Consider the following 24,345-nt stretch of genomic DNA (forward strand, 5'->3'; position numbering starts at 1 on the left):
GCGCATCCATCATCATCCGCAGGGAGCGACGGACATGGTACGCAACCACAAGCTGATTCCGATCGCGTCGGCCCGGCCACCGGTCCCGGCGATGACCGATGAAGATGCGGTCGCGTTGCTGACGCGGATCGTGGCGGCTCAAAGCGAGATCGCCGCCGCCGGGCCTGACCCGCAGGATGTCGTCGATGCGATCACGTACCGCGCGCAGGAACTGACGCGATCGGCGGGTGCCGTGTTGGAGATCCAGGATGGCGAGCACATGCGCTACTGGTCGGCCAGCGGCATCGCGGGTAACCAGGTCGGCTTGATGTTGCCGGTGAAGGGCAGCTTGTCGGGACGGTGCCTGGAGGAAGGGCGCGTCATGCGTTGCGACGACAGCGAGACCGATCCGCGCGTCAACCGCGAAGCCTGCCGCAGCGTGGGGCTCCGCTCGATGCTGGTGGCACCGCTGTATTTCCGCCGCCAGGCCGTGGGCGTGCTCAAGGTGGTCTCGACGACCCCCGGCGCCTACGGCGACACCGACCAGCGCACCCTCGACCAGCTGAGTACGCTGGTGGCCGCCAGCCTCTACAACGCCATCGAGCATGCGCAGATGCGGGCCGCGCTGGAACAGAGGAAAGGCCAGGGCGATCGCGACCGCCAGCAATCCCGCGAAGGACGTGAACGCCTGGAGGCCGTGCTGGAGGGCGCGCAGCTCACGACTGCCCTGCAACCCATCGTGCGCATCGCCGATGACGTGGTCGTCGGTTACGAGGCGCTCGCGCGCTTCCCGGTGGAGTACGACCTGTCGACCGGTCGCTGGTTCGAGGAGGCCGCACGGCACGGGATGAGCATCCGGTTGGAGTTGGCGGCGGCCCGGGTCGCACTGGACCAACTCGCCCGGATTCCGGCCGACGCCTACTTGGCAATCAACGCGTCGCCGGAAACGGTCTGCAGCGACGAGCTGAAGTCGATGCTCGAGGCCCACGACATGCGCCGTCTGGTGCTGGAGATCACCGAGCACACCCCGGTGGAAGACTACGGGCGACTCAATGCCTGCCTCTCCGCCCTGCAGGCGCTGGGCCTGCGCATCGCCGTGGACGATACCGGGGCCGGCTTTTCAAGCCTGCGGCACGTACTGCGCCTGGCGCCGGACATCATCAAGCTCGACTTCACGCTGGTGCGCGAGGTCGACCAGCGGCCACGCATGCAGGCCCTGATCGCCGCGTTACTGACGTTCGCGCGTGGTACGCAGGCCGAACTCGTGGCCGAGGGCGTGGAAACCGCGGAGCAGCTGCAGACGCTGAAGACGCTCGGCGTGCCCTATGCGCAGGGCTACCATCTGGGTCATCCGCAGGTGCCCTGATCCCGGGAGCGCCCCCAGGCGGTCGCCAGCCCGGCGGACCGCGGCTACCATGCGGCCATGAACACCTCACCGACCCGTCTCCTGATCCATGGCGCATCCGGCAGGATGGGCCAGGCGTTGCTCCGTCTTGCGGCTGCCGAGCCCGAGCGCTACCAGGTGGTCGGCGCCGTGACGCGACGCACGCCGTCGCCGCGCGTCGTCAATGGCGTGCCGCATTTCGCAGCCAGCGAACTGGCGGGCGTGCCGGCGTTCGATGTCGCCATCGATTTCAGCCTGCCGGAAGGCTTCGATTCGGTCCTCGCACTGTGCGTCGAGCGCAAGGCGGCCCTGGTATCGGGCACCACCGGCGTCTCGTCCGCGCAGCAGTCCACGCTGGCGGCGGCGGCTACCACCATTCCTCTGGTCTGGGCGACCAACTTCAGCCTCGGCGTCGCCGTGCTGGCGGAACTGGTGGAGCGTGCGGCATCCGCGCTGCCCGGCTGGGACATCGATGTCGTGGAGTCGCACCACGTGCACAAGAAGGACGCACCGTCGGGTACCGCGCTGACGCTGGGCCAGGCGGCCGCCAGTGCGGGCGCGCAGGTGCACTACGCCAGCCTGCGTGCAGGCGACATCGTCGGTGAGCACACGGTGCAGTTCGCCGGCCTGGGCGAGCGCATCGAGCTGGTCCACCGCGCGACGCATCGTGACGTGTTCGCCCGCGGCGCCTTGCATGTGGCGCGCAAGCTGCTCGATCGGCCGGCCGGCGACTACCGGGTGCGTGACCTGCTGGACTGAAGGGGCGGGAACGCGAACGTTGTCCCGGAAACTGAACACGCCTGCCGGCAGCGGTCTGCCAATGGTCTGACGGGCAAAAAAACGGTGGCGCTGAACAGGCCGTTTCCGTACAATTCCCGCTCGCCTGTTACCCATCGCCACGGACCGGATCAACGCCGCGTTCGCGGTTTCTTGCAGCCGCAAGCCGGTGGGACAGGGTTCCTCCACCCCAAGGCGAACCCCGTGACACGACCCGCAATCCTCGTACTCGAAGACGGCACCGTATTCGAGGGCGAATCCGTAGGCGCAGACGGCCTTTCGGTCGGCGAAGTGGTGTTCAACACCGCGATGACCGGCTACCAGGAAATCCTGACCGACCCGTCCTACGCCCGCCAGCTCGTCACCCTGACGTATCCCCATATCGGCAACACCGGCTGCACCGACCAGGACGACGAAGCGTCCAAGGTCTGGTGTGCTGGCCTGATCGTGCGCGACGTGCCGCGCCGCCCCAGCAGCTGGCGCAACCAGCAGGCCCTGCCGGAGTGGCTGTCCACGCGCGGCATCGTGGCCATCGCCGGCATCGACACCCGCAAGCTGACCCGCATCCTGCGCGAGCGCGGCGCCCAGAACGGCGCGCTGATGGCGGGCGACGATGTCGATGTCGAGAAGGCGCTCGAAGCCGCACGCAAGTTCCCCGGCCTGAAGGGCATGGACCTGGCCAAGGTGGTCACCACCGACACACCGTATCCATGGCGCGACGGCCAGTTGGACCTCGACCGCAACGCCTTCGTGCAGGCGCCGGCGACGTTCAAAGTGGTGGCCTACGACTTCGGCGTGAAGCACAACATCCTGCGCATGCTGGCCGAGCGCGGTTGCGACGTCACCGTGGTACCGGCGCAGACCAGCGCCGCCGACGCGCTGGCGCTGCAGCCCGATGGCGTATTCCTGTCCAACGGTCCGGGCGACCCGGCGCCGTGCGACTACGCCATCACCGCGATCCGCGAGTTCATCGCGAAGAAGATCCCGACCTTCGGCATCTGCCTGGGCCACCAGCTGCTGGCGCTCGCCGCCGGCGCGCAGACCATGAAGATGGGCCACGGCCACCACGGTGCGAACCATCCGGTGCAGGATCTCGACGGCGGCCGGGTGATGATCACCTCGCAGAATCACGGCTTCGCCGTCGACGAAGCCTCGCTGCCGGCGAATGTGCGCGTCATCCACCGCTCGCTGTTCGACGGCACCAACCAGGGCATCGAACTGACCGACGCGCCAGCGTTCTCGTTCCAGGGACATCCGGAAGCCTCGCCGGGTCCGCACGATGTGGCGCCACTGTTCGACCGCTTCGTGCAATCCATGGTGGCGTCGCGATGAATCTGCGACAACGCGGTCTCGGGTTCCTGCTGGCCTTCCTGGCCGCGCCGGCATCCGCGACGCTGCCCACCCATGAGCAGGTGCGGCAGTTGCAGCAGTTGTTCGGCTTCGACAGCGCGGTCGTGCAGGTGATGGAAACGGAGATCGGGAAGGAACCTGCGTTCGCCGACCTGGCGCCCGCACAGCGCACGTGCCTGCTGGCGCGGATCGAACCGATCATGTCGGTGAAACTCGTGGACGCGTTCCGCACCCTGTTCGGCGACGAGCAGACGGCTGGCCAATGGATCGCGTTCGCGGAGACCGAAGGTGGCAGCAAGCTCATGCAGTTCGTGCGCAAGGGTGTGGAGTCCAGCATCAACGGGCAACCGGCGCCGGAGCCCGAATCCATGCTGGGCGGACTGCCGCAGGCGGCGATGATGCAGGTGGTCGAATTCATGGGGACCCCGGCGGCCAAGGTGCTCGAACGCGAGTTTCCGGACCTGGACATGACCGACGCCGAGCTCGACGCCTTCAAGGACGACGCGCAGACCCATTGCGGCATCGAGGACACCACCCTCTGAGCATCCGCCGGATGCGCTGACTATCCACTTCGCCGCGCCGCGCATCGTGCGCGACGGCAACGCAACAGATCGAGGACACCATGCCCAAGCGTCAAGACCTCAAGACCATCCTCATCATCGGCGCAGGCCCGATCGTCATCGGCCAGGCCTGCGAGTTCGACTACTCCGGCGCACAGGCCTGCAAGGCGCTGCGCGAGGAGGGGTACCGGGTGGTACTGGTCAACAGCAATCCCGCGACCATCATGACCGACCCGGAGATGGCGGACGCGGTGTACATCGAGCCGATCAACTGGCAGACGGTCGAGAAGATCATCGCCAAGGAGAAGCCCGACGCGCTGCTGCCGACGATGGGTGGCCAGACCGCGCTGAACTGTGCGCTGGACCTGGCCGACAATGGCGTGCTGGAGAAGTACGGCGTCGAATTGATCGGCGCCAAGCGCGACGCCATCCGCATGGCCGAAGACCGCGAGCTGTTCCGCGTGGCGATGGGCGAGATCGGGCTGGAATGCCCGAAGGCCGCCGTTGCCCACACGCTGGAAGAAGCCCTGGAAATCCAGACCCGCGTCGGCTATCCCACCATCATCCGTCCCAGCTTCACGCTGGGAGGCAGCGGCGGCGGCATCGCCTACAACCGCGAGGAACTGGTCGACATCGTCACCCGCGGCCTCGAACTGTCGCCGACTACCGAAGTGCTGGTGGAAGAATCGGTGCTGGGCTGGAAGGAATTCGAGATGGAAGTGGTCCGCGACACCGCGGACAACTGCATCATCGTCTGCTCGATCGAGAACCTCGATCCCATGGGCGTGCACACCGGCGACAGCATCACCGTCGCGCCGGCGCAGACGCTGACCGACAAGGAATACCAGCGCCTTCGCGATGCCTCGATCGCCGTGCTGCGCAAGATTGGTGTGGACACCGGCGGTTCGAACGTGCAGTTCGGCATCAATGCGCAGACCGGTCGCGTCGTCGTCATCGAGATGAATCCGCGCGTATCGCGTTCCTCGGCGCTGGCCTCCAAGGCCACCGGTTTCCCGATCGCCAAGGTCGCGGCCAAGCTGGCCGTCGGCTACACGCTGGACGAACTGAAGAACGAGATCACCGGCGGCCTGACCCCGGCCTCGTTCGAGCCGGCGATCGACTACGTGGTCACCAAGATCCCGCGCTTCGCGTTCGAGAAGTTCCCGCAGGCCGATGCGCGCCTGACCACCCAGATGAAGTCGGTGGGCGAGGTGATGGCGATGGGCCGCACCTTCCAGGAATCGCTGCAGAAGGCACTGCGCGGGCTGGAGACCGGCAAGGTCGGCCTCGACCCCACCGGCCTCGACCTGGCCGACGAGGACGATCTGGCCACGCTGCGCCGCGAACTGAAGGCGCCGGGCCCGGAACGCCTGTTCTACGTGGCCGATGCGTTCCGCGCCGGCATGACGGTGGAGCAGGTGCACGCGCTGTCGTTCATCGACCCGTGGTTCCTCGACCAGATGGAAGAGATCATCGCCGCCGAGCAGCAGCTCGCCACCGACGGCCTGGGCTCGCTCGACAAGGCGCGCATGCGTCGCCTGAAGCGCATGGGCTTTTCCGATGCGCGCCTGGCGCAGCTGGCCGGCACCGACGAGGCCGCCGTGCGCGTGCTGCGCAAGGCGCTGGGCGTGAAGCCGGTCTACAAGCGCGTGGACTCCTGCGCGGCCGAGTTCGCCACCAGCACCGCCTATCTGTATTCGACCTATGAGGACGAGTGCGAGGCGCTGCCCACCAACCGCGACAAGATCATGATCCTCGGCGGCGGTCCCAACCGCATCGGCCAGGGCATCGAGTTCGACTACTGCTGCGTGCATGCCGCGCTGGCGCTGCGCGAGGACGGGTTCGAGACCATCATGGTCAACTGCAACCCGGAAACCGTCTCCACCGACTACGACACCTCCGACCGCCTGTACTTCGAGCCGCTGACGCTGGAAGACGTGCTGGAGATCGTCGAACTGGAGCAGCCGAAGGGCGTCATCGTGCAGTACGGCGGCCAGACGCCGCTGAAGCTCGCGCGTGCGCTAGAGGCCAATGGCGTGCCGGTGATCGGCACCAGCCCGGATTCCATCGACCTGGCCGAGGACCGCGAGCGCTTCCAGCAGCTGGTCGACAAGCTCGCGTTGAAGCAGCCGCCCAACCGCATCGCCCGCAACGACCAGGAAGCCCTGCTGCTGGCGCGCGAGATCGGCTACCCGCTGGTCGTGCGTCCGTCGTACGTGCTGGGTGGCCGCGCGATGGAGATTGTCTATGGCGAATCCGACCTGGCCCGCTACGTGCGCGACGCGGTGAAGGTCTCCAACGATTCGCCGGTGCTGCTGGACCGCTTCCTCGACAACGCGGTGGAAGTGGACGTCGACATCATTGCGGACGCCGAGGGCAACGTGCTGATCGGCGGCGTGATGGAGCATATCGAAGAGGCGGGCGTGCACTCGGGCGACTCCTCGTGTTCGCTGCCGCCGTACTCGCTGTCGGCGAAGACGCAGGACGAGCTGCGCCGCCAGGTGGTCGAACTGGCCAAGGCCCTGAAGGTCGTCGGCCTGATGAACACCCAGTTCGCCATCCAGCTTAGCGAAGACGGCAACGACGACATCGTCTACCTGCTGGAAGTGAATCCGCGCGCCTCGCGCACGGTGCCGTTCGTGTCCAAGGCCACCGGCATGCCGCTGGCGAAGATCGCGGCCCGCTGCATGGCCGGCAGGACGCTGGCCGGGCAGGGCGCCACGAAGGAAATCGTGCCGGACTACTACTCGGTCAAGGAAGCGATCTTCCCGTTCGCCAAGTTCCAGGGCGTCGACCCGATCCTCGGCCCGGAGATGCGCTCCACGGGCGAGGTGATGGGCGTGGGCCGCAGCTTCGGTGCGGCCATGGCGCGTGCGCAGGAAGCCGGCGGCATCAAGGCGCCGCCGGTGGGCAAGGTGTTCATTTCGGTGCGCGACCCGGACAAGAAGCGCGTGCTGCCGGTGGCGCAGGAACTGGTCGGCCGCGGCTACGCCATCGTCGCCACGGCGGGCACGGCGGCATGGCTGGGCGAGCACGGCATCGCCTGCGAGCAGATTAACAAGGTGCTGGAAGGCCGCCCGCACGTCGTCGACCTGATCAAGAACGGCGAAATCGTGTATATCGTCAACACCACGGAAGGACGCCAGGCGATCGCCGACTCCTTCTCCATCCGGCGCGAGGCCCTGCAGCACCGCGTCACCTATTCGACGACCGTCGCCGGCGCCAAGGCGCTGGTGCATTCGCTGGAATACCGCGGCACGGGCCCGGTGCTGGCGTTGCAGGAACTGCACAAGGAGCTTCAAGGGTGAGAGCCCCATTGACCATGCAAGGCGCGCAGCGCCTGCGCCAGGAACTGGATCTGCTGAAGACGGTCAAGCGTCCCGAGGTGATCACGGCCATCGCCGAAGCGCGTGCGCACGGCGACCTGAAGGAGAACGCCGAGTACCACGCTGCGCGCGAGCAGCAGGGTTTCATCGAAGGCCGCATCAAGCAGCTGGAAGGCGAGCTGTCGCACTCGGAGATCATCGACGTCAGCAAGCTCAACGCCGGTTCGCGCATCGTGTTCGGCGCCAAGGTGGTGCTGGCCGACGTGGATACCGATGAAGAAAAGCGCTACCAGATCGTCGGCGACCTGGAAGCCGACATCAAGCTGGGCCTGATCGCGATTTCCTCGCCGCTGGCGCGCGCCCTGATCGGCAAGCACGAAGGCGACAGCGTCACCATCGACGCGCCGGCCGGCCAGCGCGAGTACGAAATCGTCAGCGTCTCCTACGCCGACTGACGGACTGATGGCCCAGGCCACCCTGCTGCTGCCTGTGCGGACCCGCCTGGTCGGGCAGGTGCTGCCGCCCGACATCGCCAAGGCGCTCGGACGTGCGGACCGCGCGGAAGGCGAGGCGGGCGAGCGCGCGCAGCTGCGCCGCCAGTTCCGGCTGGTGCCCGACCATTGGCCGGTCGCGGCGCTGACCCGGCAACGCGACGCGCGCGATGCGGCCGGTGCGACCTGGCTCCGCGCCGATCCGGCGCGCGTGTCGCCCGACATGACCGGCGCGCGCATGCTCGCCTACGGCGAAGCGCTCGCACTCACGGACGACGACACCACGCAGCTGCTGCCGGCCTTGAAGCCCCTGTTCGGCGATGCCGGCATGTTGCTCGATGCGCCGGACCCGTCGCGCTGGTACCTGCGCTTGTCGCTTGACGCGAAGCTGCCCGCATTCGCGCCGGCCAGCGAGGTCCTCGGCGACGATCTTTTTGCGCACCTGCCGGAAGGCGATGCCGGTCGGCGCTGGCGTGCGCTGCTCAGCGAAGCGCAGGTGTTGCTGCACAACCACCCCTGGAACGCGCAGCGCACGGCACAGGGCAAGCCGCCGGTGAACTCGCTGTGGTTCTGGGGAGGCGGCGTGCTGCCCGATGCCGTGACTACCGGATTCCGCCAGGTGAAGGGCAACGATGTGCTGCTGCAGTCGCTCGCGCAGGTGGCTGGTGTCGAAGCCACGCATGCCAACGGGGAGGGCGGGGTGGATGCGCTGATCGACCTGCGCCACCTGCGCAATCTCGATCTGCTGTGCAGCGATGCGTTGCGCCCGTTGCTCGATGCGCTGCGCAAGCGCGAACTCGATGCGCTGAACCTCGACTTCGAGGATGGCGCCCTGTTCTCCCTGCGCCGCGACCAGCGCTGGCGCCTGTGGCGCGGTGCGCTGCAGCGACTGGATACGGCGCGCCCGGACCACGTTCCGGCATGACGCCATCCCCGCGTATCCGCCGTCGCGCCATCGTGGCGGGCGGGCAATGGCCGGACAGCGTGCCGCCCCTGCTGCGCCGGATCTACGAGGCTCGCGGCGCGCTGTCGATCGACCAGGCCCAGCCGCGGCTCGCGCAGTTGCTGCCCCCGGATTCGCTGGGTGGCCTGGATGCGGCCACCGCGCTGCTGGCCGATGCGATCGCGCAGGACCGGCACATCGTCATCGTCGGCGATTTCGATTGCGACGGCGCCACCGCCTGCGCGGTCGGCGTGCGCGGCCTGTGCCTGCTCGGCGCGCGTCGGGTGACGCCAGCGGTGCCCAACCGCATGGTCCATGGATACGGCCTGTCGCCGTCGCTGGTGGACGAACTGGCGGCATTGCAGCCCGACCTGCTGGTGACGGTCGACCACGGCATCGCGTGTCATGCCGGTATTGCCGAAGCGAAAGCACGCGGTTGGCAGGTGCTGGTCACCGACCATCACCTGCCGGGAGATCGACTACCGCCAGCGGATGTCATCGTCAATCCGAACCTGCGCGGCGACCCGTTCCCCAGCAAGATGCTGGCCGGGGTCGGCGTGATGTTCTACGTGCTGCTCGCGCTGCGTCGCGTGCTGCGCGAGCGCGCCGCGTTCGCGGGCGCTGAGCCGGATCTCTCCACGCTGCTCGACCTCGTCGCCATCGGCACGGTCGCCGACCTGGTGCCGCTGGATGCCAACAATCGCGCCCTCGTCGGCGCCGGCCTGCGACGCCTGCGCGCCGGACAGGGATGCGCCGGCCTGCAGGCACTGATACGCGTGGCAGGACGCGACCCGGCACGCTTGACCGCCGCCGATATCGGCTTCGCCATCGCGCCGCGCCTCAATGCGGCGGGACGGCTGGAGGACATGGCGCTCGGCATCGCCTGCCTGCTGACCGACGACGCCCCCCAGGCGGATGAGATGGCGCGCGTGCTCGACGGCATCAACGCCGAACGGCGTGGCGTGCAGCAGCAGATGGTCGACGAGGCGCATACGGCGCTCGCGCGCATCGAAAGCACCGACGGCGCGCCGGTGCCGCTGGCACCGTGCCTGTTCGATCCGGAGTGGCATCCCGGCGTGGTCGGTCTGGTCGCCTCCAAGATCAAGGAGAGGCTGCATCGGCCGGTGATCGCGTTCGCACCGGCCGAGCCCGGCAGCACCACGCTGCGTGGCTCGGCGCGCTCGATCCCGGGCTTCCACATCCGCGATGCGCTGGCGGCGATCGACGCCCTGCATCCCGGCCTCATGCAGCGCTTCGGCGGCCATGCAATGGCGGCGGGGCTGTCGCTGGACGAAAGCGTGCTACCCGAGTTCCGCGCGGCCTTCCATCAGTACGCATCCACGATGCTCGACGAGGATCTGCTGCGCGAGGAGATCCTGAGCGATGGCGAACTCTCGCCCGCTGAGCTCGATCGGATCCATGCCGACGTACTGCGTGGCGCCGGTCCGTGGGGGCAGGGGTTTCCCGAACCGGTGTTCGATGGCGTGTTCGACGTGCTGGATTGGCGGGTCGTGGGCGAGAAGCACCTGAAGTTCTCGCTGCGGCCGCCAGGTCATTCCTCTGCGCTCAACGCCATCCACTTCAACGGTTGGCAGGACGTGCCGCCGCCGGCGCGCATCCAGGCGGCCTATCAACTGGATACCGACGACTGGAAGGACCGTCGCGGCATCCAGTTGCTGCTGCGGCACTGGCTGCCGATCGCCTGAGCCTGGCTCACGGCCGCTCCGCGACCGCCGCCGCTGCCTTCACGCGCGGCGCCTGCCTGCGCGTCAGACCGAACAGCGGCCGCAGCCAGCCGACGCGCCGGATGCCTTCGTAGCCGGCGAAGCATGTGGCGAAGGTGATCGCGACCAGCAGAGGACCTTCGACCAGCGGCGGAATCGCCGACGCTTTCAGGTGATGCGCCACCACCACGATGACGGTCTGATGCAGGATGTAGACCGGGAAGACGGCAGGCACCAGGTAGCGCAGCACGCGACTGTCGCCCGGCTGCCAGTGGTGCGCGAAACCGAGCACCGCGACGATGGCGCACCACTGGTTCAGCGCCCAGGCCAACCGCATCGCCATGCGCAGCGCGTCCGGCGGATCGATATCGGCGAAGCGGGTGAAATAGGCGATCAGTCCCGCCCAGCTGACGAGCCAGGTCACCAGCGCGGGCCAGCGCAGCCGGTCGATCGCCTGCCATACCCCGTCGGCGCGCGCGACGAGGAAGCCGAACAGGAACACGCCGAAGTACTGCGCATGGTTGTACCAGTCGTCGACCAGCGCGTGTGTCTGCTCGAAGCGGCCGACCAGCAACACCCGGGCCACGCCCAGGAACAGGACCGGCCAGACCAGCACCCCCAGCCCCGACAGCCGCGTGGCGAGCAGCTGGCGGCTGGCGTCGAGCACCCGCGGCGCCAGCCGCCACAGCAGCCACAGGGCCACGGTATAGACCCACAGGTAAGCGACGAACCACAGGTGGTTCCAGGTCGGGATCCTGAGGCAGCCGTCGGCGTCGCAGAAGCCGTCGTAGGCGGTGAGGTAGCGTCCGTAGAACGCCATGTAGCCCTCGTGATAGCCACCCGGCAGCTGCTCCACCACTTCGTAGTAGGCCTGCGGGGGCACGATCACGAGCATGCCGAAGACCAGCGGCACCAGCAGCCGCCAGGAGCGGGCGCCGAGGAAGCGGGTGCGCGTTCCCGCAGCGTCCGCTGCCTGCCGTGCCTTGCCGAGCAGGAAGGCGGTGGCCGCGCCGGACACCAGGAACAGCAACGACAGGCGCCACGGCGAACTGAGCAGCATGAACGGCTCCAGCGCATCGCTGGCGTCCGGGCTCTTCACATGCCAGTCCCAGGTCACGTAGTACATGCCCACGTGGTAGAGCACCAGCAGCCCGAAGGCGCAGACGCGGACCCAGTCCAGATCGTGACGGCGTTGCATGATCGTCTCCTTGTGTTGTCGGCGGCCAGCGTCCGATGCCGGGCCGCGCGCTTCCATCGCGAAGGGACGCATGGCGGTCGCGGAGGGGCCAATGGCCGGCATCGAGGGACGGATCGCGGAGGGTGCACGCCGGGGCGACCGCTAGAATGCGTGCATGACCGAACGTGCCACGCTGACCTACGAACGCTATCTGCCCTGGAAGCGCTGGGCCGAGGCCGGCTTCTGGGTAGCGATGATCGGGGCGAACTGCATCGCCAACAGCATCACCACGCTGATGGACTTCCGGCGCGGCGAATCCGGCGTGCAGGCGTGGGAGCCGGCAGTCTGGGAGGCCAGCAGCGCGGTGATGTGGCTGCTGGTCGTGCTGCCGGCGATGGCCTGGTTCACCCGCCGCTTTCCCTTCCTGTGGGGCGACTGGCGCCGACAGATGGCGCGGTATGTCGGTGCCAGCCTCGTGGTCTGCGTGGTGCATGTGGTCGGCATGGTGGCGCTGCGCATGCTGGCCTACCGCCTTCAGGGAATGAGCTACGACTTCGGGCCGTGGCCGCGCGAACTGTTCTACGAATACCTGAAGGACATCCGGAGCTTCGCGTACATCGTGCTGACCATGGAGGCTTACCGGCTGCTCCTGCGGCGCTGGCAGGGCGAGGCCAGCCTGCTCGCGGAGCCCGACGAGGGGCCGCCGCTGGAACCGGTGGACCAGCCGGACCGGTTCCTGGTGCGCAAGCTCGGCCGCGATTTCCTGGTGGCCGCCAACGACATCGAGTGGCTGCAGGCGGCAGGCAACTACGTCAACCTGCGCGTTCGCGGCCACGACTACCCGTTGCGCAGCACCGTCGCCGGCATCCAGGCACGGCTGGATCCGCGCCGGTTCGCCCGCATCCATCGCAGCTACATCGTCAGCCTCGACCAGGTGGTGTCGATCGAACCGCTGGATACCGGCGACGCGCGCGTACACATGAAGGATGGCAGCGCCCTGCCATGCAGCCGACGCTATCGGCAGGACCTGCGCCAGCGCACCGGCGCCGAAGCCGCCTGATCAGGCCGCGCGCGACGCCGGCACCTGTGGCAGGCGTTCCACCGCATAACTGGCGACCAGCTCGATGGCGCCGCTGCGGACGGCCTCCTCGGGTGCTTCCAGCAGCGCCTGCAACGTGGCACCCACCGGCAGTGTGCGCCCCCACAGGCCGGCCCAGGCGTTGCGGCGGTCCTTGGCGGCGTACAGTGCGCGGTCGGCCATGCGCAATGCGTAGTCCCAGCCGCCGGTCGCGTTGTCGAAGAACGGGAAGGGCGCGAAGCCCAGCGACACGGTCAACGGCCACTGCTGACGGGGCGCCAGTTCGTGCACTTCGCACAGGGCTTCGTGCAGCCGTGACGCGACGGTGCAGGCCTGCGCCTCGGTCAGGTCGGCGCAGGCCATCAGGAATTCCTCGCCACCCCAGCGGGCGATGACGTCGTCCACGCGGCCGATCTCGCGCAGGCGGTGCGCCAGCGCGATCAGCACCTGGTCGCCGGCATGGTGGCCGAAGCCGTCGTTGACCTTCTTGAAGTGGTCGATGTCGATCAGGAACAGCACGTGGCGGGTGCCGGCCACCGGGCGTTGCGACGAGATCGCCTTCATCGCCTCGGTCGCGGCGCGCCGGTTGCGCAGGCCGGTCAGTGGATCGGTGGCGCTGACCTTGCGCAGCTGCCGGTTCTTGCGACGTTGCAGAAGACCGAAACCGACGCCGACAAGCACCAGCAGTACCAGCAGGGCGATGCCGTAGCGGCGCAGCAACGTCGACTTCTCGTCGTTCAGCACACGGATCTGCGCCTGGTGGCGCATCGTGGCCAGTTCGCGCTGTGCGGCGGCGCTTTCGCTGCGGGCCTGCAGGTCGGCCAGCAGCTCGAGTCGCTGTTCCTTCAGCGCCTGCATGTCCAGTGCATGCAGGCGCGCGCCGACGTCCATGGCGTCGTCGGCCTGGCCTTGCGCGGCATGCGCGGCCATCCAGGCACGCAGTACCTCGCGCTGCTTCTGCGGTTGAGGCGTGCCATCCACGTTCGACCAGGCGCGCTTGGCGGTCGCCAACGCACCGGCGTAGTCGCCGGACAGGCGTTGCAGCGTCGACAGCTTGGCCAGCGACCCGGCGAGGCCAGGCTTGTCGGCACTGGCCTGTTGGGCGCTGATGACGGCGTCGAGCAGCGGCCTGGCCTGGGCGAGGCGGCCCTGCGCGATCCACAGGCCCGCCCGTTCGGCCCGCAGGCGATCGACCACGGATTGCGCCTGTTTGCGTCGCGCCACCGCTTCGCCGTGGTCGATCACGGCCATCGCCTCGTCGGTACGGCCAAGTGCGACCAGGTTGAGGGCATGGTTATGCAGGATCAGCGGATCCTCCAGGCCGACCGAGTCCGCGGCCGCCAAGGCCTTGCGGTAATAGCCATCCGCGATCTCCGGCGAATCCAGGTAGTCCGTATGGATCAGGCCGATGTTGGCCAGCGTGGTGGCCTGGAACAGCGCGGCCTCCTCGGCCGGCAGCTGCGCAGCCAGACCCTGTGCGTCCAGATAGGCGGCTTCGGCGCGACGGATCTGGCCCGCGCCGTGGAACACCGAGCCGGCCTGGGAATAGGCGCGTGCACGGAACTGCGCGGGCAGGCGGGGGTGCTCCTTTACCAGTCGCTCCATCTGCGCACCAGCCTCCACCGCGCGGGTCCTGTCGCCCGCCAACCCGGCCGCGATGCCGAGGCAGCTGTAGATCTTCACTTCGTCCTCGACCGCCAGGTCGGGCTCGCGCAGCAGCGACTCCGCCAGTGCGACCGCGACCGGGGGAGCATCGCGCCGCAACTGCAGGCAGCGCTTCACCTCGTCGGCACGCTGGTCCACGACCGGCTGCGTACCCTGGGCGCGCGAAGACGGCAGGCCGGCCAGCAGCGCGAGGCCGAGCAGCCACGGCAACAACGGGACGGGCAGGGGAGTGGCGGGAGTCGGCATGCGCGGACGGCTCTCGGAAGGACGCGCCCGCAACGATGCAAGTCCCGTTCCACGCAGCAGGCCCCGGCACGGCGCCGCGCATGCCTCTGGTATCCTTGCCGACCGTTTCCAGCCCCGCCCCACGACCCATGATCGAGCTCAATCCCATCCGCCAGCGCATCGCCGACCTGCAGGACAGGCTGGCCTCGCTCCGGGGGTATCTTTGACTACGATGCCAAGCGCGAGCGCCTGGAAGAAGTAAACCGCGAGCTGGAAAGCCCGGACATCTGGAACAACGCCGAGTACGCCCAGCAGCTCGGCCGTGAGCGTTCGCTGCTGGACAAGACGGTCAACGGCATCCGCGACATCGAGGACGGCCTGACCGGCGCCGGCGAACTGCTGGAACTGGCCGAGATGGAGAACGACGAGGACACCGCGAGCGCCGTGGTGGCCGACGTGGAGCGCTACGCCGTCCACGTGGACAAGCTGGAATTCCAGCGCATGTTCTCCGGCAAGATGGACAGCTCCAACGCCTTCGTCGACATCCAGGCCGGTGCCGGCGGCACCGAAGCGCAGGACTGGGCGGAAATCCTGTTGCGCATGTACCTGCGCTGGTGCGAATCGCGCGGCTGGAAGACCGAACTGATGGAAGCCAGCGGCGGCGACGTCGCCGGCATCAAGTCGGCCACGCTGCGGGTGGAAGGCGACTTCGCCTATGGCTGGCTGAAGACCGAAACCGGTGTGCACCGCCTGGTGCGCAAGTCGCCGTTCGACTCCGACAACCGACGCCACACCAGCTTCACGTCGGTGTTCGTGTCGCCGGAAGTCGACGACAACATCGACATCGACATCAATCCGGCCGACCTGAAGACCGACGTGTACCGCTCGTCCGGCGCCGGCGGTCAGCACGTCAACAAGACCGAATCGGCGGTGCGCATCACCCACGTGCCGACCGGTATTGTCGTCGCCTGCCAGACCGGCCGCAGCCAGCACCAGAACCGCGACAACGCGATGAAGATGCTGGCCGCCAAGCTGTACGAGCTGGAGATACAGAAGCGCAACGCCGAGCGCGATGCGGTGGAAGCCACCAAGTCCGACATCGGCTGGGGCAGCCAGATCCGCAACTACGTGCTGGACCAGAGCCGCATCAAGGACCTGCGCACCGGCGTGGAGCGTTCGGATACGCAGAAGGTGCTGGATGGCGATCTTGACGAGTTCGTCGAGGCCAGCCTGAAATCCGGCCTGGAAGCCGGTTCCAAACGCATCGACGCCTGATCGGGCGACGCGTCTTCCTGTAGGAGCGGCCCATGGCCGCGATGCTTCTCCAAGTAGACGTGTCAGAGCATCGCGGCCACGGGCCGCTCCTACATTCCCCTTCCTAGAATCCCTGCGACCGCCATGACCGACCCGACCAACGCCGCGCCCCCCGTCGACGAGAACAGCCTCATCGCCGAGCGTCGCGCCAAACTGACCGCGCTGCGCGGGCAGGGCATCGCGTTTCCCAACGACTTCCGCCGAAGCGACTACGCAGGCGACCTGCAGACGCAGTACGAGGACGCCGACCTCTGGACCGGCGAGGCACTGGAAGGCAGCGGGCGGCAGGTGAAGCTGGCCGGTCGCCTGATGGCCAAGCGGGTGATGGGCAAGGCGAGCTTCGTGCAGATCCAGGACGAGTCCGGCCGCATCCAGCTGTTCCTGCAGGCCAACACGCTGGGCGAAACCTACGACGCGTTCAAGGGCTGGGACATCGGCGACATCATCGGCGTCGAGGGCGGCCTGACCCGCACCCGTACCGGTGAGTTGTCGGTGAAGGCCGACACCCTCCGCCTGCTGACCAAGTCGCTGCGCCCGCTGCCGGACAAGTGGCATGGCCTGTCGGACGTGGAGCAGCGCTACCGCCAGCGTTACGTCGACCTGATCGTCACCCCGGAAGCACGCGCGGTCTTCATCAAGCGCTCGCGCATCATCCGCGCGATCCGCGAGTGGCTGGATACCCGGCGCTTCCTCGAGGTCGAGACGCCGATGATGCATTACATCCCCGGCGGTGCCGCGGCCAAGCCGTTCACCACCCACCACAACGCGCTGGACCTGGACCTGTACCTGCGCGTGGCGCCGGAGCTGTACCTGAAGCGCCTGGTGGTCGGCGGCCTGGAGCGGGTGTACGAGATCAACCGCAACTTCCGCAACGAGGGCGTCAGCACCCGCCACAACCCCGAATTCACCATGCTCGAACTGTACGAGGCCTACGCCACGTACACCGAGATCATGGACCTGACCGAGGGCGTCATCCGCGACGTGGCGCATGAAGTGCTCGGGACCGGCCAGGTGGCGTGGGACGGGCAGGACATCGATCTGGAGCCGGCGTTCCGCCGCTGGCGCATGGACGAGGCCGTCCGCCACCACAACCCCGAGATCAGCGCCGCCGACTGCACCGACCGCGATGCACTGGTGCGCCACTGCGAACGCCTGAAGATCCACGTCAAGCCGTCCTACGGCTGGGGCAAGCTGCTGCTGGAGATCTTCGAGAAGACGGTCGAGCACACCCTGGTGCAACCGACCTTCATCACCGACCACCCGGTCGAAGTGTCGCCGCTGGCGCGCGCCAATGACGACCAGCCGGGCTATACGGACCGTTTCGAGCTGTTCATCAACGGCAAGGAGATCGCCAACGGCTTCTCCGAACTGAACGACCCCGAGGACCAGGCGGCGCGCTTCATGGCGCAGGTCCAGGCCAAGGAAGGCGGCGACGACGAGGCCATGCACTTCGACGCCGACTACATCCGCGCGCTGGAAGTCGGCCTGCCGCCGACCGGCGGGCTGGGCATCGGCATCGACCGCCTGGTCATGCTGCTGACCGGCTCCGATTCGATCCGCGACGTGCTGCTGTTCCCCTACATGCGTCCTGAAAGCCAGGGTTGAAACGGACCCCGGCGCGTCGACGAAGTGACGCTCCGGGGCAGCATACGCACCCGTCGGGATGACGCGGCGGGACCACTGCTGCGGGAAGGGCTGTCCCAGGATGGTCGCCTTCCCGTCAGCAGCCCGCCACGGACCGGTCGGGAAGACCGCAAATCCGTGACGGAGATCAATTTGCTGAGCCCCGACAGGCCATTGCGACGGCTGGCACGCTTCCTGCGTCGTTTCACGCGCAGGGCGGTCAATTTTCCTCCGCCCGCGCCGATAGAGATCAGGGGAGGGGGCCCCGTGATTCGCATCGGTTCCCTTCGTGGTTCACGGACCCCGCCCGGGCCCGTGCCACCGGACAGGACTGACGACATGTTGGATGCGAGCCCCGCCGGAGTATCCTTGCCCGACAGCCACGTGATGTGGCCCCAAGGGGCAGGTAACGCTTTGAACATCGTCATCGTCGACGATCAGACGTCTGCGCGCACGATGCTGCGCCATGTCATCGAGGACATCGCGTCCGAGCTGGCCGTCCATGATTTCGGCGATCCGCTGGCCGCACTGGAATGGTGCGAGAAGAACCGCACCGACCTGCTGCTGCTGGATTACCGCATGCCGGGCATGGACGGGCTGGAGTTCGCCCGCCGCTTCCGCCGGCTGCCGATGCACCGCGACATCGCGATCATCCTGATCACCGTGGTCGGCGACGAGCCGATCCGCCAGGCCGCGCTGGAAGCCGGCGTCATCGATTTCCTGGTCAAGCCGGTGCGGCCGCGCGAACTGCGCGCCCGCTGCCGCAACCTGCTGCAGCTCCGCCAGCAGTCCGAGAACGTCAAGCAGCGCGCCCTGTCGCTGGAGCAGCGCCTGCTGTCCAGCATGCACGAGGTGGAGGAGCGCGAACGCGAGACGCTGTCGCGCCTGGCGCGCGCCATCGAGTACCGCGACAGCGGCACCAGCGCCTACCTGGAACGCATGGCCCACGTGGCCGGGCTGATCGCCGAGCAGCTAGGCCTGCCGGAAGACGAGGTGCGCACCATCGAGATGGCCGCGCCGCTGCACGACATGGGCAAGATCGCGATCCCCGATTCGGTGCTGATGAAAGCCGGGCCGCTGACCGCGGACGAAACCGAGGTCATGCGCCGCCACCCGAAGATCGGCCACCAGTTGCTCTCGGGCAGCCAGAACCGCTTCATCCAGACCGGCGCGCTGATTGCGCTGCGGCATCATGAACGCTACGACGGCAGCGGTTATCCCGATGGCCTCGTCGGCGAGCAGATCCCGTTGGAAGCGAGGATAGTGGCGGTGGCGGACGTGTTCGATGCACTGATCTCGCCGCGGCCTTACAAGAAGGCGTGGGACAAGGACGCCGCACTGGCTTACCTGTATGCGCAGCGCGGTCGCCTGTTCGACCCCGCATGTGTCGACGCGCTGATCCGAGGGCGGGCGCGGCTGGACGACATCTGCGAACGCTACTCGACGGTGCAGAACCGTCCAGGGATGGAGTGAGCCATGACCAATCCCATCGGCTGGATCAAGTCCCGACTGGCGCATCGCGGCGACAGTGAACACGGCCAGGCGCTGATCCGTGTCGCCCTGATCTCCATCATCCTGACGTACGCATTGCTGCCGTCCTCGCGCGCGGCGCTGCCGCCGGGCGAGTACGCGATCGTCCTGACCATCATCACCTCGGGCCTGGTCAACAGCCTGGGCATCTTCGCGTGGCTGCTGGTGCAGCCGGGCAAGTCGCACGCGCGCCGTGCGCTGGGCATGATCGCCGACTACGGCCTGCTGGCCGCCGCGATGAACGGCATGGGCGAACCGCTGTCGTGGGCCTACGTGGTGCTGATGTGGATCACGGTCGGCAACGGCCTGCGCTACGGCAACCGGTACCTGGTGGTGGCGGTGGCGATGGCGAGCACGACATTCGCAGCCGTCGTCGCGATGAACGACTATTGGCGCAGCAACCTGACGTTGGGCGTGGGTCTGGTGCTCGGCCTGATCGCGGTGCCGATGTACCTGTCCGGCCTGCTGCGCGACCTGACCCGCGCCACCGACGAGGCGCGTCGCGCGAACGAGGCCAAGAGCCGCTTCCTCGCCAACATGAGCCACGAGTTCCGCACGCCGTTGAACGGGCTGGCTGGCATGTCCGAACTGCTGGCGACCACGCGCCTGGATGCCGAGCAGCGCGAATGCCTGTCTACCATCCAAGCCTCCACGCGCACGCTGCTGGGGCTGGTCGAGGACGTGCTGGACATCTCCGCGATCGAAGCGGGCAAGGTCAAGCTCAACGTGGTGGAGTTCTCGCCGCGCGAGCTGGTCGACAACATCGGCCTGATCCTGATGCCGCAGGCACGCGGCAAGCAGGTGCGCTACGAAGGCGTCGTCGACGACGCGATTCCGCTCAAGCTGCGCGGCGACGCCGGCCACCTGCGCCAGGTGCTGCTGAACCTCGCCGGCAACGCGGTCAAGTTCACCGACGAGGGCGAAGTGCGCGTGGTCGTCACCCCGTCCCTGGTCGAGGGCAGCCAGGTGCGCCTGCGCTTCACCGTCACCGATACCGGCATCGGCGTACCGCTCGCACTGCGCGAGCGCCTGTTCGAGGCGTTCGAGCAGGCCGACGTCAGCCTGTCGCGCCGTTACGGTGGCACGGGCCTGGGCACGACGATCGCCAAGGGCCTGACCGAAGCGATGGGCGGCACCATCGGGTTCGAGAGCCATGAACAGCGTGGCAGCTGCTTCTGGGTGGAACTGCCGTTCGAAGCGGTGCCCGAGCGCGTCGTGGTACCCGCGGTGCACGGCCATGCGGAGTGGCTGCAGGAAGAACCGGAAACCTCGGGCGCGGAGAACATCATCGCGTTCTCGGATCCGTTCCTGCGTCATCGCGCCCGCGTGCGCAGCATGCAAATCCTCGTGGCCGACGACCACGAAGCCAATCGCATGGTCGTCCAGCGGCTGCTGCAGAAGGCCGGCCATCGCATCACCTGCGTCAACGGCGGCGAAGAAGTACTGGACGCGCTGGAGTCGGCCTCCTACGACGCGGTCATCTGCGACCTGCACATGCCCGGCCTCAGCGGCCTGGACCTGCTCAAGCAGCTGCGCGTGATGGAAGCGGGCAGCGGCAGCCGCACCCCCGTGCTGATCCTCAGCGCGGACGTCACGCCCGAATCCATCCAGCGTTGCGAACAGGCCGGTGCGCGGGCGTTCCTGGCCAAGCCGGTCGTCGCGACCCGCCTGCTGGACGCCTTGGCGGACATCGCGACCTCCGGCCGGGTCACTGCCACTGCGGTCTCCATGGCGCCCGCGCGCGCGGTGGAAGTCTCGGACGGCGTGCTCGACGTCAGCGTGCTGGACGAACTGACGGCGCTCGGCATGGGTGAAGCGTTCGAACGCGAATTCATCGAGCAATGCCTCAACGACGCCGACGGATGCATCGGCGCCATGGCGCATGCGATGGAGCGCGGCGATGGCGAACATCTGCGCGAACACGCGCATGCGCTGAAGGGCGTGGCCAGCAACCTGGGCCTGGTGAAACTGGCGGCCGCGGCGGGCGAGATGATGAGCCTGGCCGACTGGCAGATCACCCGCGAATGGCGGCATCGCCTGGCGGCGCTGAACTCCCACCTGAGCCACGGCCGTGCCGCGCTCGATGCCCGGCAGCGTGTCCGCAGTGCGGTCGACAAGGGCAACGAAAGCTCATCGCCGTGATGCGCCTGCCGGCCGCCGATGACGGCCGGTGGGTGGCAGATGTCGTGCGGTCAACCGGCGGATCCGCGGGTCCGTGGCGAGTACGGTGACCCGGACTCGCCCTTGAAGACGCGAAGCGCGCTTCAACCCCCTGATTTCCCCTGTGGTTCCCTGCGATGGAAGCAGGGTCTTGCAGGTCGTCAGGCTGCGCGGATGGAACGCTTTTCCTGCGCGCGAACGATGCGTTCCATCATCTTCAGCGACTTGTCGCCGAGCGTCAGGGCGGTGTCGACCCACACTTCGGTGATGCCCATCAGTTCGTCGTAGCCGACCGGCTGCGCCAGGTTGCGGCAGGCGTTCAAGGCCAGGTGCGCATGGGGCGAACGGCGCTGCTTGTCGATGATCGTCTGCACGGCCGCCGCGCCCTGGCCCTTCGGTACCAGCACGTCGACCACGCCCAGCTTGTACAACTCGTCGCTGGTGTAGATGTTGCCTTCCAGGATGATCTTCTCGGCCACCTGCGGCGACACGCGCTTGCACAGGAACGAGTAGGCGCCCATGCCCGGGAACAGTCCGAACAGCACTTCCGGCAGGCCCATGTCCACGCCTTCCTCGGCCACGATGGTGTGGCACGACAGCGCGATCTCCAGGCCGCCGCCCAGTGCATCGCCCTGGATCAGCGCGATGGTGCGCACGTCGCCGCCGAGGCCGGTGTTGAGATGATGGACGCCATCGATGCAGCGGCGCGCGTAGCTCAGCAGGCGGTCGCGGTTGTTCTCGCGGATCAGCTGCGAGAACAGTTCCAGGTCGCCACCCAGGTTGAACGCGTTCGCATCCGAGGCGACGACCAGGTGACGCAGCTTGCCGGGTTGGCGCTGGGATTCGCGCAGGGTGATGGAGTTCATGAAGCTCAGCACGTCGTCGAGCATCTGGCTGCGGAAGCAGGGGCGCACGCCCGGCGCGACATCCGAATGCATATACATCCAGTGCGCATCGCCGCTCGGTTCGGATTCGACGCGGATGGTCGGGAAGGCACGGGTACGCTGCAGTTTTTCGACGTTGTTCATGGAGAGCTCCTTGGAGGGGTAGTGCCCGCGCGGCAGGGGAAGCGGGTGACGGATTAATGTGACGCAGGTGGCATCACGCGCCGATCCTACACCTGAACGAATAATTAAAATCCAGTGCACATACGCGCTTGCGGCAACTTGACGGCACCAAGCCGCTCCCAGTCCCGATAATTGTGACAGGCGTCTAGAATTCACCCCTAAAGTCCTGAACCAAAAGAAAAAGGCCGGCGCATGGCCGGCCTTCCGCAAGAAGCTGAACAGGGCGTCACGCGGTTTTCGCAGGCTCCCGCAGTTCCTTGCGCAGGATCTTGCCGACATTGGTCTTCGGCAGCTCCGTGCGGAACTCGATGTGACGCGGCTGCTTGTAGCCGGTCAGGTTGTCGCGGCAGAACGCCTTGACCTGTTCGGCGGTGAGGGCAGGGTCCTTCTTCACGATGAAGACCTTCACCGCTTCGCCCGACTTTTCATCGGGCACGCCGATCGCGGCGACTTCCAGCACGCCGTCCAGGCCGGCGATCACGTCCTCGACCTCGTTCGGGTACACGTTGAAACCGGACACCAGGATCATGTCCTTCTTGCGGTCGACGATGTAGAAGAAGCCGTTCTCGTCCATCTTGGCCATGTCGCCGGTGTGCAGCCAGCCATCGGCATCCATCACGTTCGCCGTTTCCTCGGGACGCTGCCAGTAGCCCTTCATCACCTGCGGACCCTTGATGCACAACTCGCCGACCTCGCCAACCGGCACGACGTTGCCATCGTCGTCCTTGAGACAGGCGTCGGTGGACGGGACGGGCAGGCCGATGGCGCCGTTGTAGTCGTGCAGGTCCATCGGATTGATGCAGGCGGCAGGCGAGGTTTCGGTCAGGCCGTAGGCTTCGACCAGCGTCACGCCGGTGACCTTCTTCCACTTCTCCGCGACCGCGCGCTGCACGGCCATGCCGCCACCGAGCGTCATCTTGAGGTTGGAGAAATCCACTTCGTCGAAACCCGGCGTGTTGAGCAGGCCGTTGAACAGCGTGTTGACGCCGGTGATCGCGGTGAAGCGCGTGGCCTTCAGTTCCTTCACGAAGCCCGGCATGTCGCGCGGATTGGTGATCAGGTGGTTCAGGCCGCCCAGCTTCATGAAGACCAGGCAGTTCGCCGTCAACGCGAAGATGTGGTACAGCGGCAGCGCGGTGATGATCACCTCGTTGCCGTAATCCAGTCCGGTGCCGACCCACACGCCGGCCTGCTGCATGTTCGCCACCAGGTTGCGGTGCGTCAGCATCGCGCCCTTGGCCACGCCGGTGGTGCCGCCGGTGTACTGCAGGAAGGCGATGTCGCCGGAGTCGATGTCGACCTCGGGCAACGTATGCAACTGGCCCAGCGTGAGCGTGTCCTTGAAACGCACGGCACCGGGGATGTCGTAGTCCGGCACCATCTTTTTCACGTACTTCAGCACGAAGTTGACGATCGCGCCCTTGGGGAAACCGACCATGTCGCCGAGCGCGGTGGTGACCACCTGCTTGACCTGCGTGCCGGCGAGGGCTTCCTGCGCGGTCTTGCCGAAGTTGTCGACGACCAGCAGCACGCTGGCGCCCGAATCCACCAGCTGGTGCTTCAGCTCGCGCGGGGTGTACATCGGATTGACGTTGACCACCGTCAGGCCGGCGCGCAACACACCGAAGATCGCGATGGGGTACTGCAGGCAGTTCGGCATCATGATGGCGACGCGGTCGCCCTTCTTGAGCTTGAGCTCGCCGAGCAGGTACGCCGCGAACTGCCGGCTGAGCGTGTCGACCTCGCCGTAGGTCAGGGTCTTGCCGAAGTTGCGGAACGCAGGACGGTCGCGGTACTTGCTGATCGCCTCATCGAAGACCGACACGATGGAGCGGTACTGCTCCAGGTCCACCTGCTGCGGTACGCCTTGCGGATAGCTCTTGAACCACGGACGTTCCTGACTCATCGTTCCAATCCCTCCCCAGGGTCTTCGGGTCGCCTCGCGGCGTTCAATGGGCAAACGCCGGAGATG

At 67.3% G+C, this 24,345-nt stretch carries 17 protein-coding genes; 13 read left to right on the top strand and 4 right to left on the bottom strand.

The genetic code is table 11. The features are described 5' to 3' along the window. Window positions 1-34 precede the first annotated feature (34 nt). The 8 genes from ACGHX3_RS08960 (at window position 35) to recJ (ending at window position 10,516) form a co-directional block, all read left to right on the top strand. Window positions 35-1,345, top strand: a complete 1,311-nt coding sequence (locus tag ACGHX3_RS08960) for an EAL domain-containing protein (RefSeq protein WP_394697151.1) — start codon at window positions 35-37, stop codon at window positions 1,343-1,345. Between the two features lie 57 nt (window positions 1,346-1,402). After that, the gene (dapB, locus tag ACGHX3_RS08965) at window positions 1,403-2,122 is read left to right on the top strand and encodes a 4-hydroxy-tetrahydrodipicolinate reductase (protein WP_394697152.1); all 720 of its coding nucleotides are present in this window, start codon (window positions 1,403-1,405) and stop codon (window positions 2,120-2,122) included. A 222-nt stretch (window positions 2,123-2,344) separates the two neighbouring features. Further along, window positions 2,345-3,472 (top strand): glutamine-hydrolyzing carbamoyl-phosphate synthase small subunit, encoded by a 1,128-nt coding sequence (gene carA / locus ACGHX3_RS08970; RefSeq protein WP_394697153.1) that lies wholly within the window; start codon window positions 2,345-2,347, stop codon window positions 3,470-3,472. Then, on the top strand, window positions 3,469-4,032 hold the full coding sequence (locus ACGHX3_RS08975) for a hypothetical protein (RefSeq protein WP_394697154.1): 564 nt from the start codon (window positions 3,469-3,471) through the stop codon (window positions 4,030-4,032). Before carA ends, ACGHX3_RS08975 begins: the two co-directional genes overlap by 4 nt. 80 nt (window positions 4,033-4,112) lie before the next feature. Then, window positions 4,113-7,358, top strand: coding sequence for a carbamoyl-phosphate synthase large subunit (gene carB / locus ACGHX3_RS08980; protein ID WP_394697155.1), 3,246 nt, complete (start codon window positions 4,113-4,115; stop codon window positions 7,356-7,358). Window positions 7,359-7,366: 8 nt separating this feature from the next. Continuing rightward, window positions 7,367-7,831, top strand: coding sequence for a transcription elongation factor GreA (gene greA / locus ACGHX3_RS08985; RefSeq protein WP_192271214.1), 465 nt, complete (start codon window positions 7,367-7,369; stop codon window positions 7,829-7,831). A gap of 7 nt (window positions 7,832-7,838) precedes the next feature. Beyond that, window positions 7,839-8,792 carry a phosphoglycerate mutase gene (locus tag ACGHX3_RS08990; RefSeq protein WP_394697156.1) on the top strand — a complete coding sequence of 318 codons (954 nt, stop codon included), beginning with the start codon at window positions 7,839-7,841 and terminating at the stop codon, window positions 8,790-8,792. Then, the gene (gene recJ / locus ACGHX3_RS08995) at window positions 8,789-10,516 is read left to right on the top strand and encodes a single-stranded-DNA-specific exonuclease RecJ (protein WP_394697157.1); all 1,728 of its coding nucleotides are present in this window, start codon (window positions 8,789-8,791) and stop codon (window positions 10,514-10,516) included. Before ACGHX3_RS08990 ends, recJ begins: the two co-directional genes overlap by 4 nt. 7 nt (window positions 10,517-10,523) lie before the next feature. Here recJ and ACGHX3_RS09000 read toward each other — a convergent pair whose 3' ends face one another. Then, a complete protein-coding gene (locus tag ACGHX3_RS09000) occupies window positions 10,524-11,732 on the bottom strand; it encodes an acyltransferase family protein (protein WP_394697158.1) in 1,209 nt (402 codons plus the stop codon). A gap of 154 nt (window positions 11,733-11,886) precedes the next feature. On the opposite strand from ACGHX3_RS09000, the gene ACGHX3_RS09005 reads away from it, so the two are divergent. After that, window positions 11,887-12,771 (top strand): LytTR family DNA-binding domain-containing protein, encoded by an 885-nt coding sequence (locus ACGHX3_RS09005; protein ID WP_394697159.1) that lies wholly within the window; start codon window positions 11,887-11,889, stop codon window positions 12,769-12,771. Here ACGHX3_RS09005 and ACGHX3_RS09010 read toward each other — a convergent pair whose 3' ends face one another. Further along, the gene (locus ACGHX3_RS09010; RefSeq protein WP_394697160.1) at window positions 12,772-14,700 is read right to left on the bottom strand and encodes a diguanylate cyclase; all 1,929 of its coding nucleotides are present in this window, start codon (window positions 14,698-14,700) and stop codon (window positions 12,772-12,774) included. A 128-nt stretch (window positions 14,701-14,828) separates the two neighbouring features. Here ACGHX3_RS09010 and prfB point away from each other — a divergent pair. The 4 genes from prfB to ACGHX3_RS09030 all read left to right on the top strand — a co-directional run bounded on the left by prfB (window position 14,829) and on the right by ACGHX3_RS09030 (window position 21,288). Continuing rightward, a protein-coding gene (gene prfB, locus ACGHX3_RS09015) for a peptide chain release factor 2 (protein ID WP_313928013.1) occupies window positions 14,829-15,954 on the top strand; the annotation gives its coding sequence in 2 pieces (ribosomal slippage) (window positions 14,829-14,903 and window positions 14,905-15,954; 1,125 coding nt in all). A gap of 123 nt (window positions 15,955-16,077) precedes the next feature. Beyond that, complete coding sequence (gene lysS / locus ACGHX3_RS09020) at window positions 16,078-17,598, top strand: lysine--tRNA ligase (protein ID WP_394697161.1); 1,521 nt, start codon at window positions 16,078-16,080, stop codon at window positions 17,596-17,598. Window positions 17,599-18,003: 405 nt separating this feature from the next. Continuing rightward, complete coding sequence (locus tag ACGHX3_RS09025) at window positions 18,004-19,089, top strand: two-component system response regulator (RefSeq protein WP_249720550.1); 1,086 nt, start codon at window positions 18,004-18,006, stop codon at window positions 19,087-19,089. 3 nt (window positions 19,090-19,092) lie between these two features. Next, a complete protein-coding gene (locus ACGHX3_RS09030; RefSeq protein ID WP_394697162.1) occupies window positions 19,093-21,288 on the top strand; it encodes an ATP-binding protein in 2,196 nt (731 codons plus the stop codon). A gap of 179 nt (window positions 21,289-21,467) precedes the next feature. On the opposite strand, the gene ACGHX3_RS09035 is transcribed toward ACGHX3_RS09030, so the two are convergent. Next, window positions 21,468-22,334 (bottom strand): crotonase/enoyl-CoA hydratase family protein, encoded by an 867-nt coding sequence (locus ACGHX3_RS09035; RefSeq protein ID WP_213604940.1) that lies wholly within the window; start codon window positions 22,332-22,334, stop codon window positions 21,468-21,470. A 265-nt stretch (window positions 22,335-22,599) separates the two neighbouring features. Continuing rightward, the gene (locus ACGHX3_RS09040) at window positions 22,600-24,279 is read right to left on the bottom strand and encodes a long-chain fatty acid--CoA ligase (protein ID WP_162337362.1); all 1,680 of its coding nucleotides are present in this window, start codon (window positions 24,277-24,279) and stop codon (window positions 22,600-22,602) included. Window positions 24,280-24,345: the final 66 nt, after the last annotated feature.

It is taken from the genome of Pseudoxanthomonas japonensis (genome assembly GCF_043632995.1).
Classification (GTDB): Bacteria; Pseudomonadota; Gammaproteobacteria; order Xanthomonadales; family Xanthomonadaceae; genus Pseudoxanthomonas_A; species Pseudoxanthomonas_A japonensis.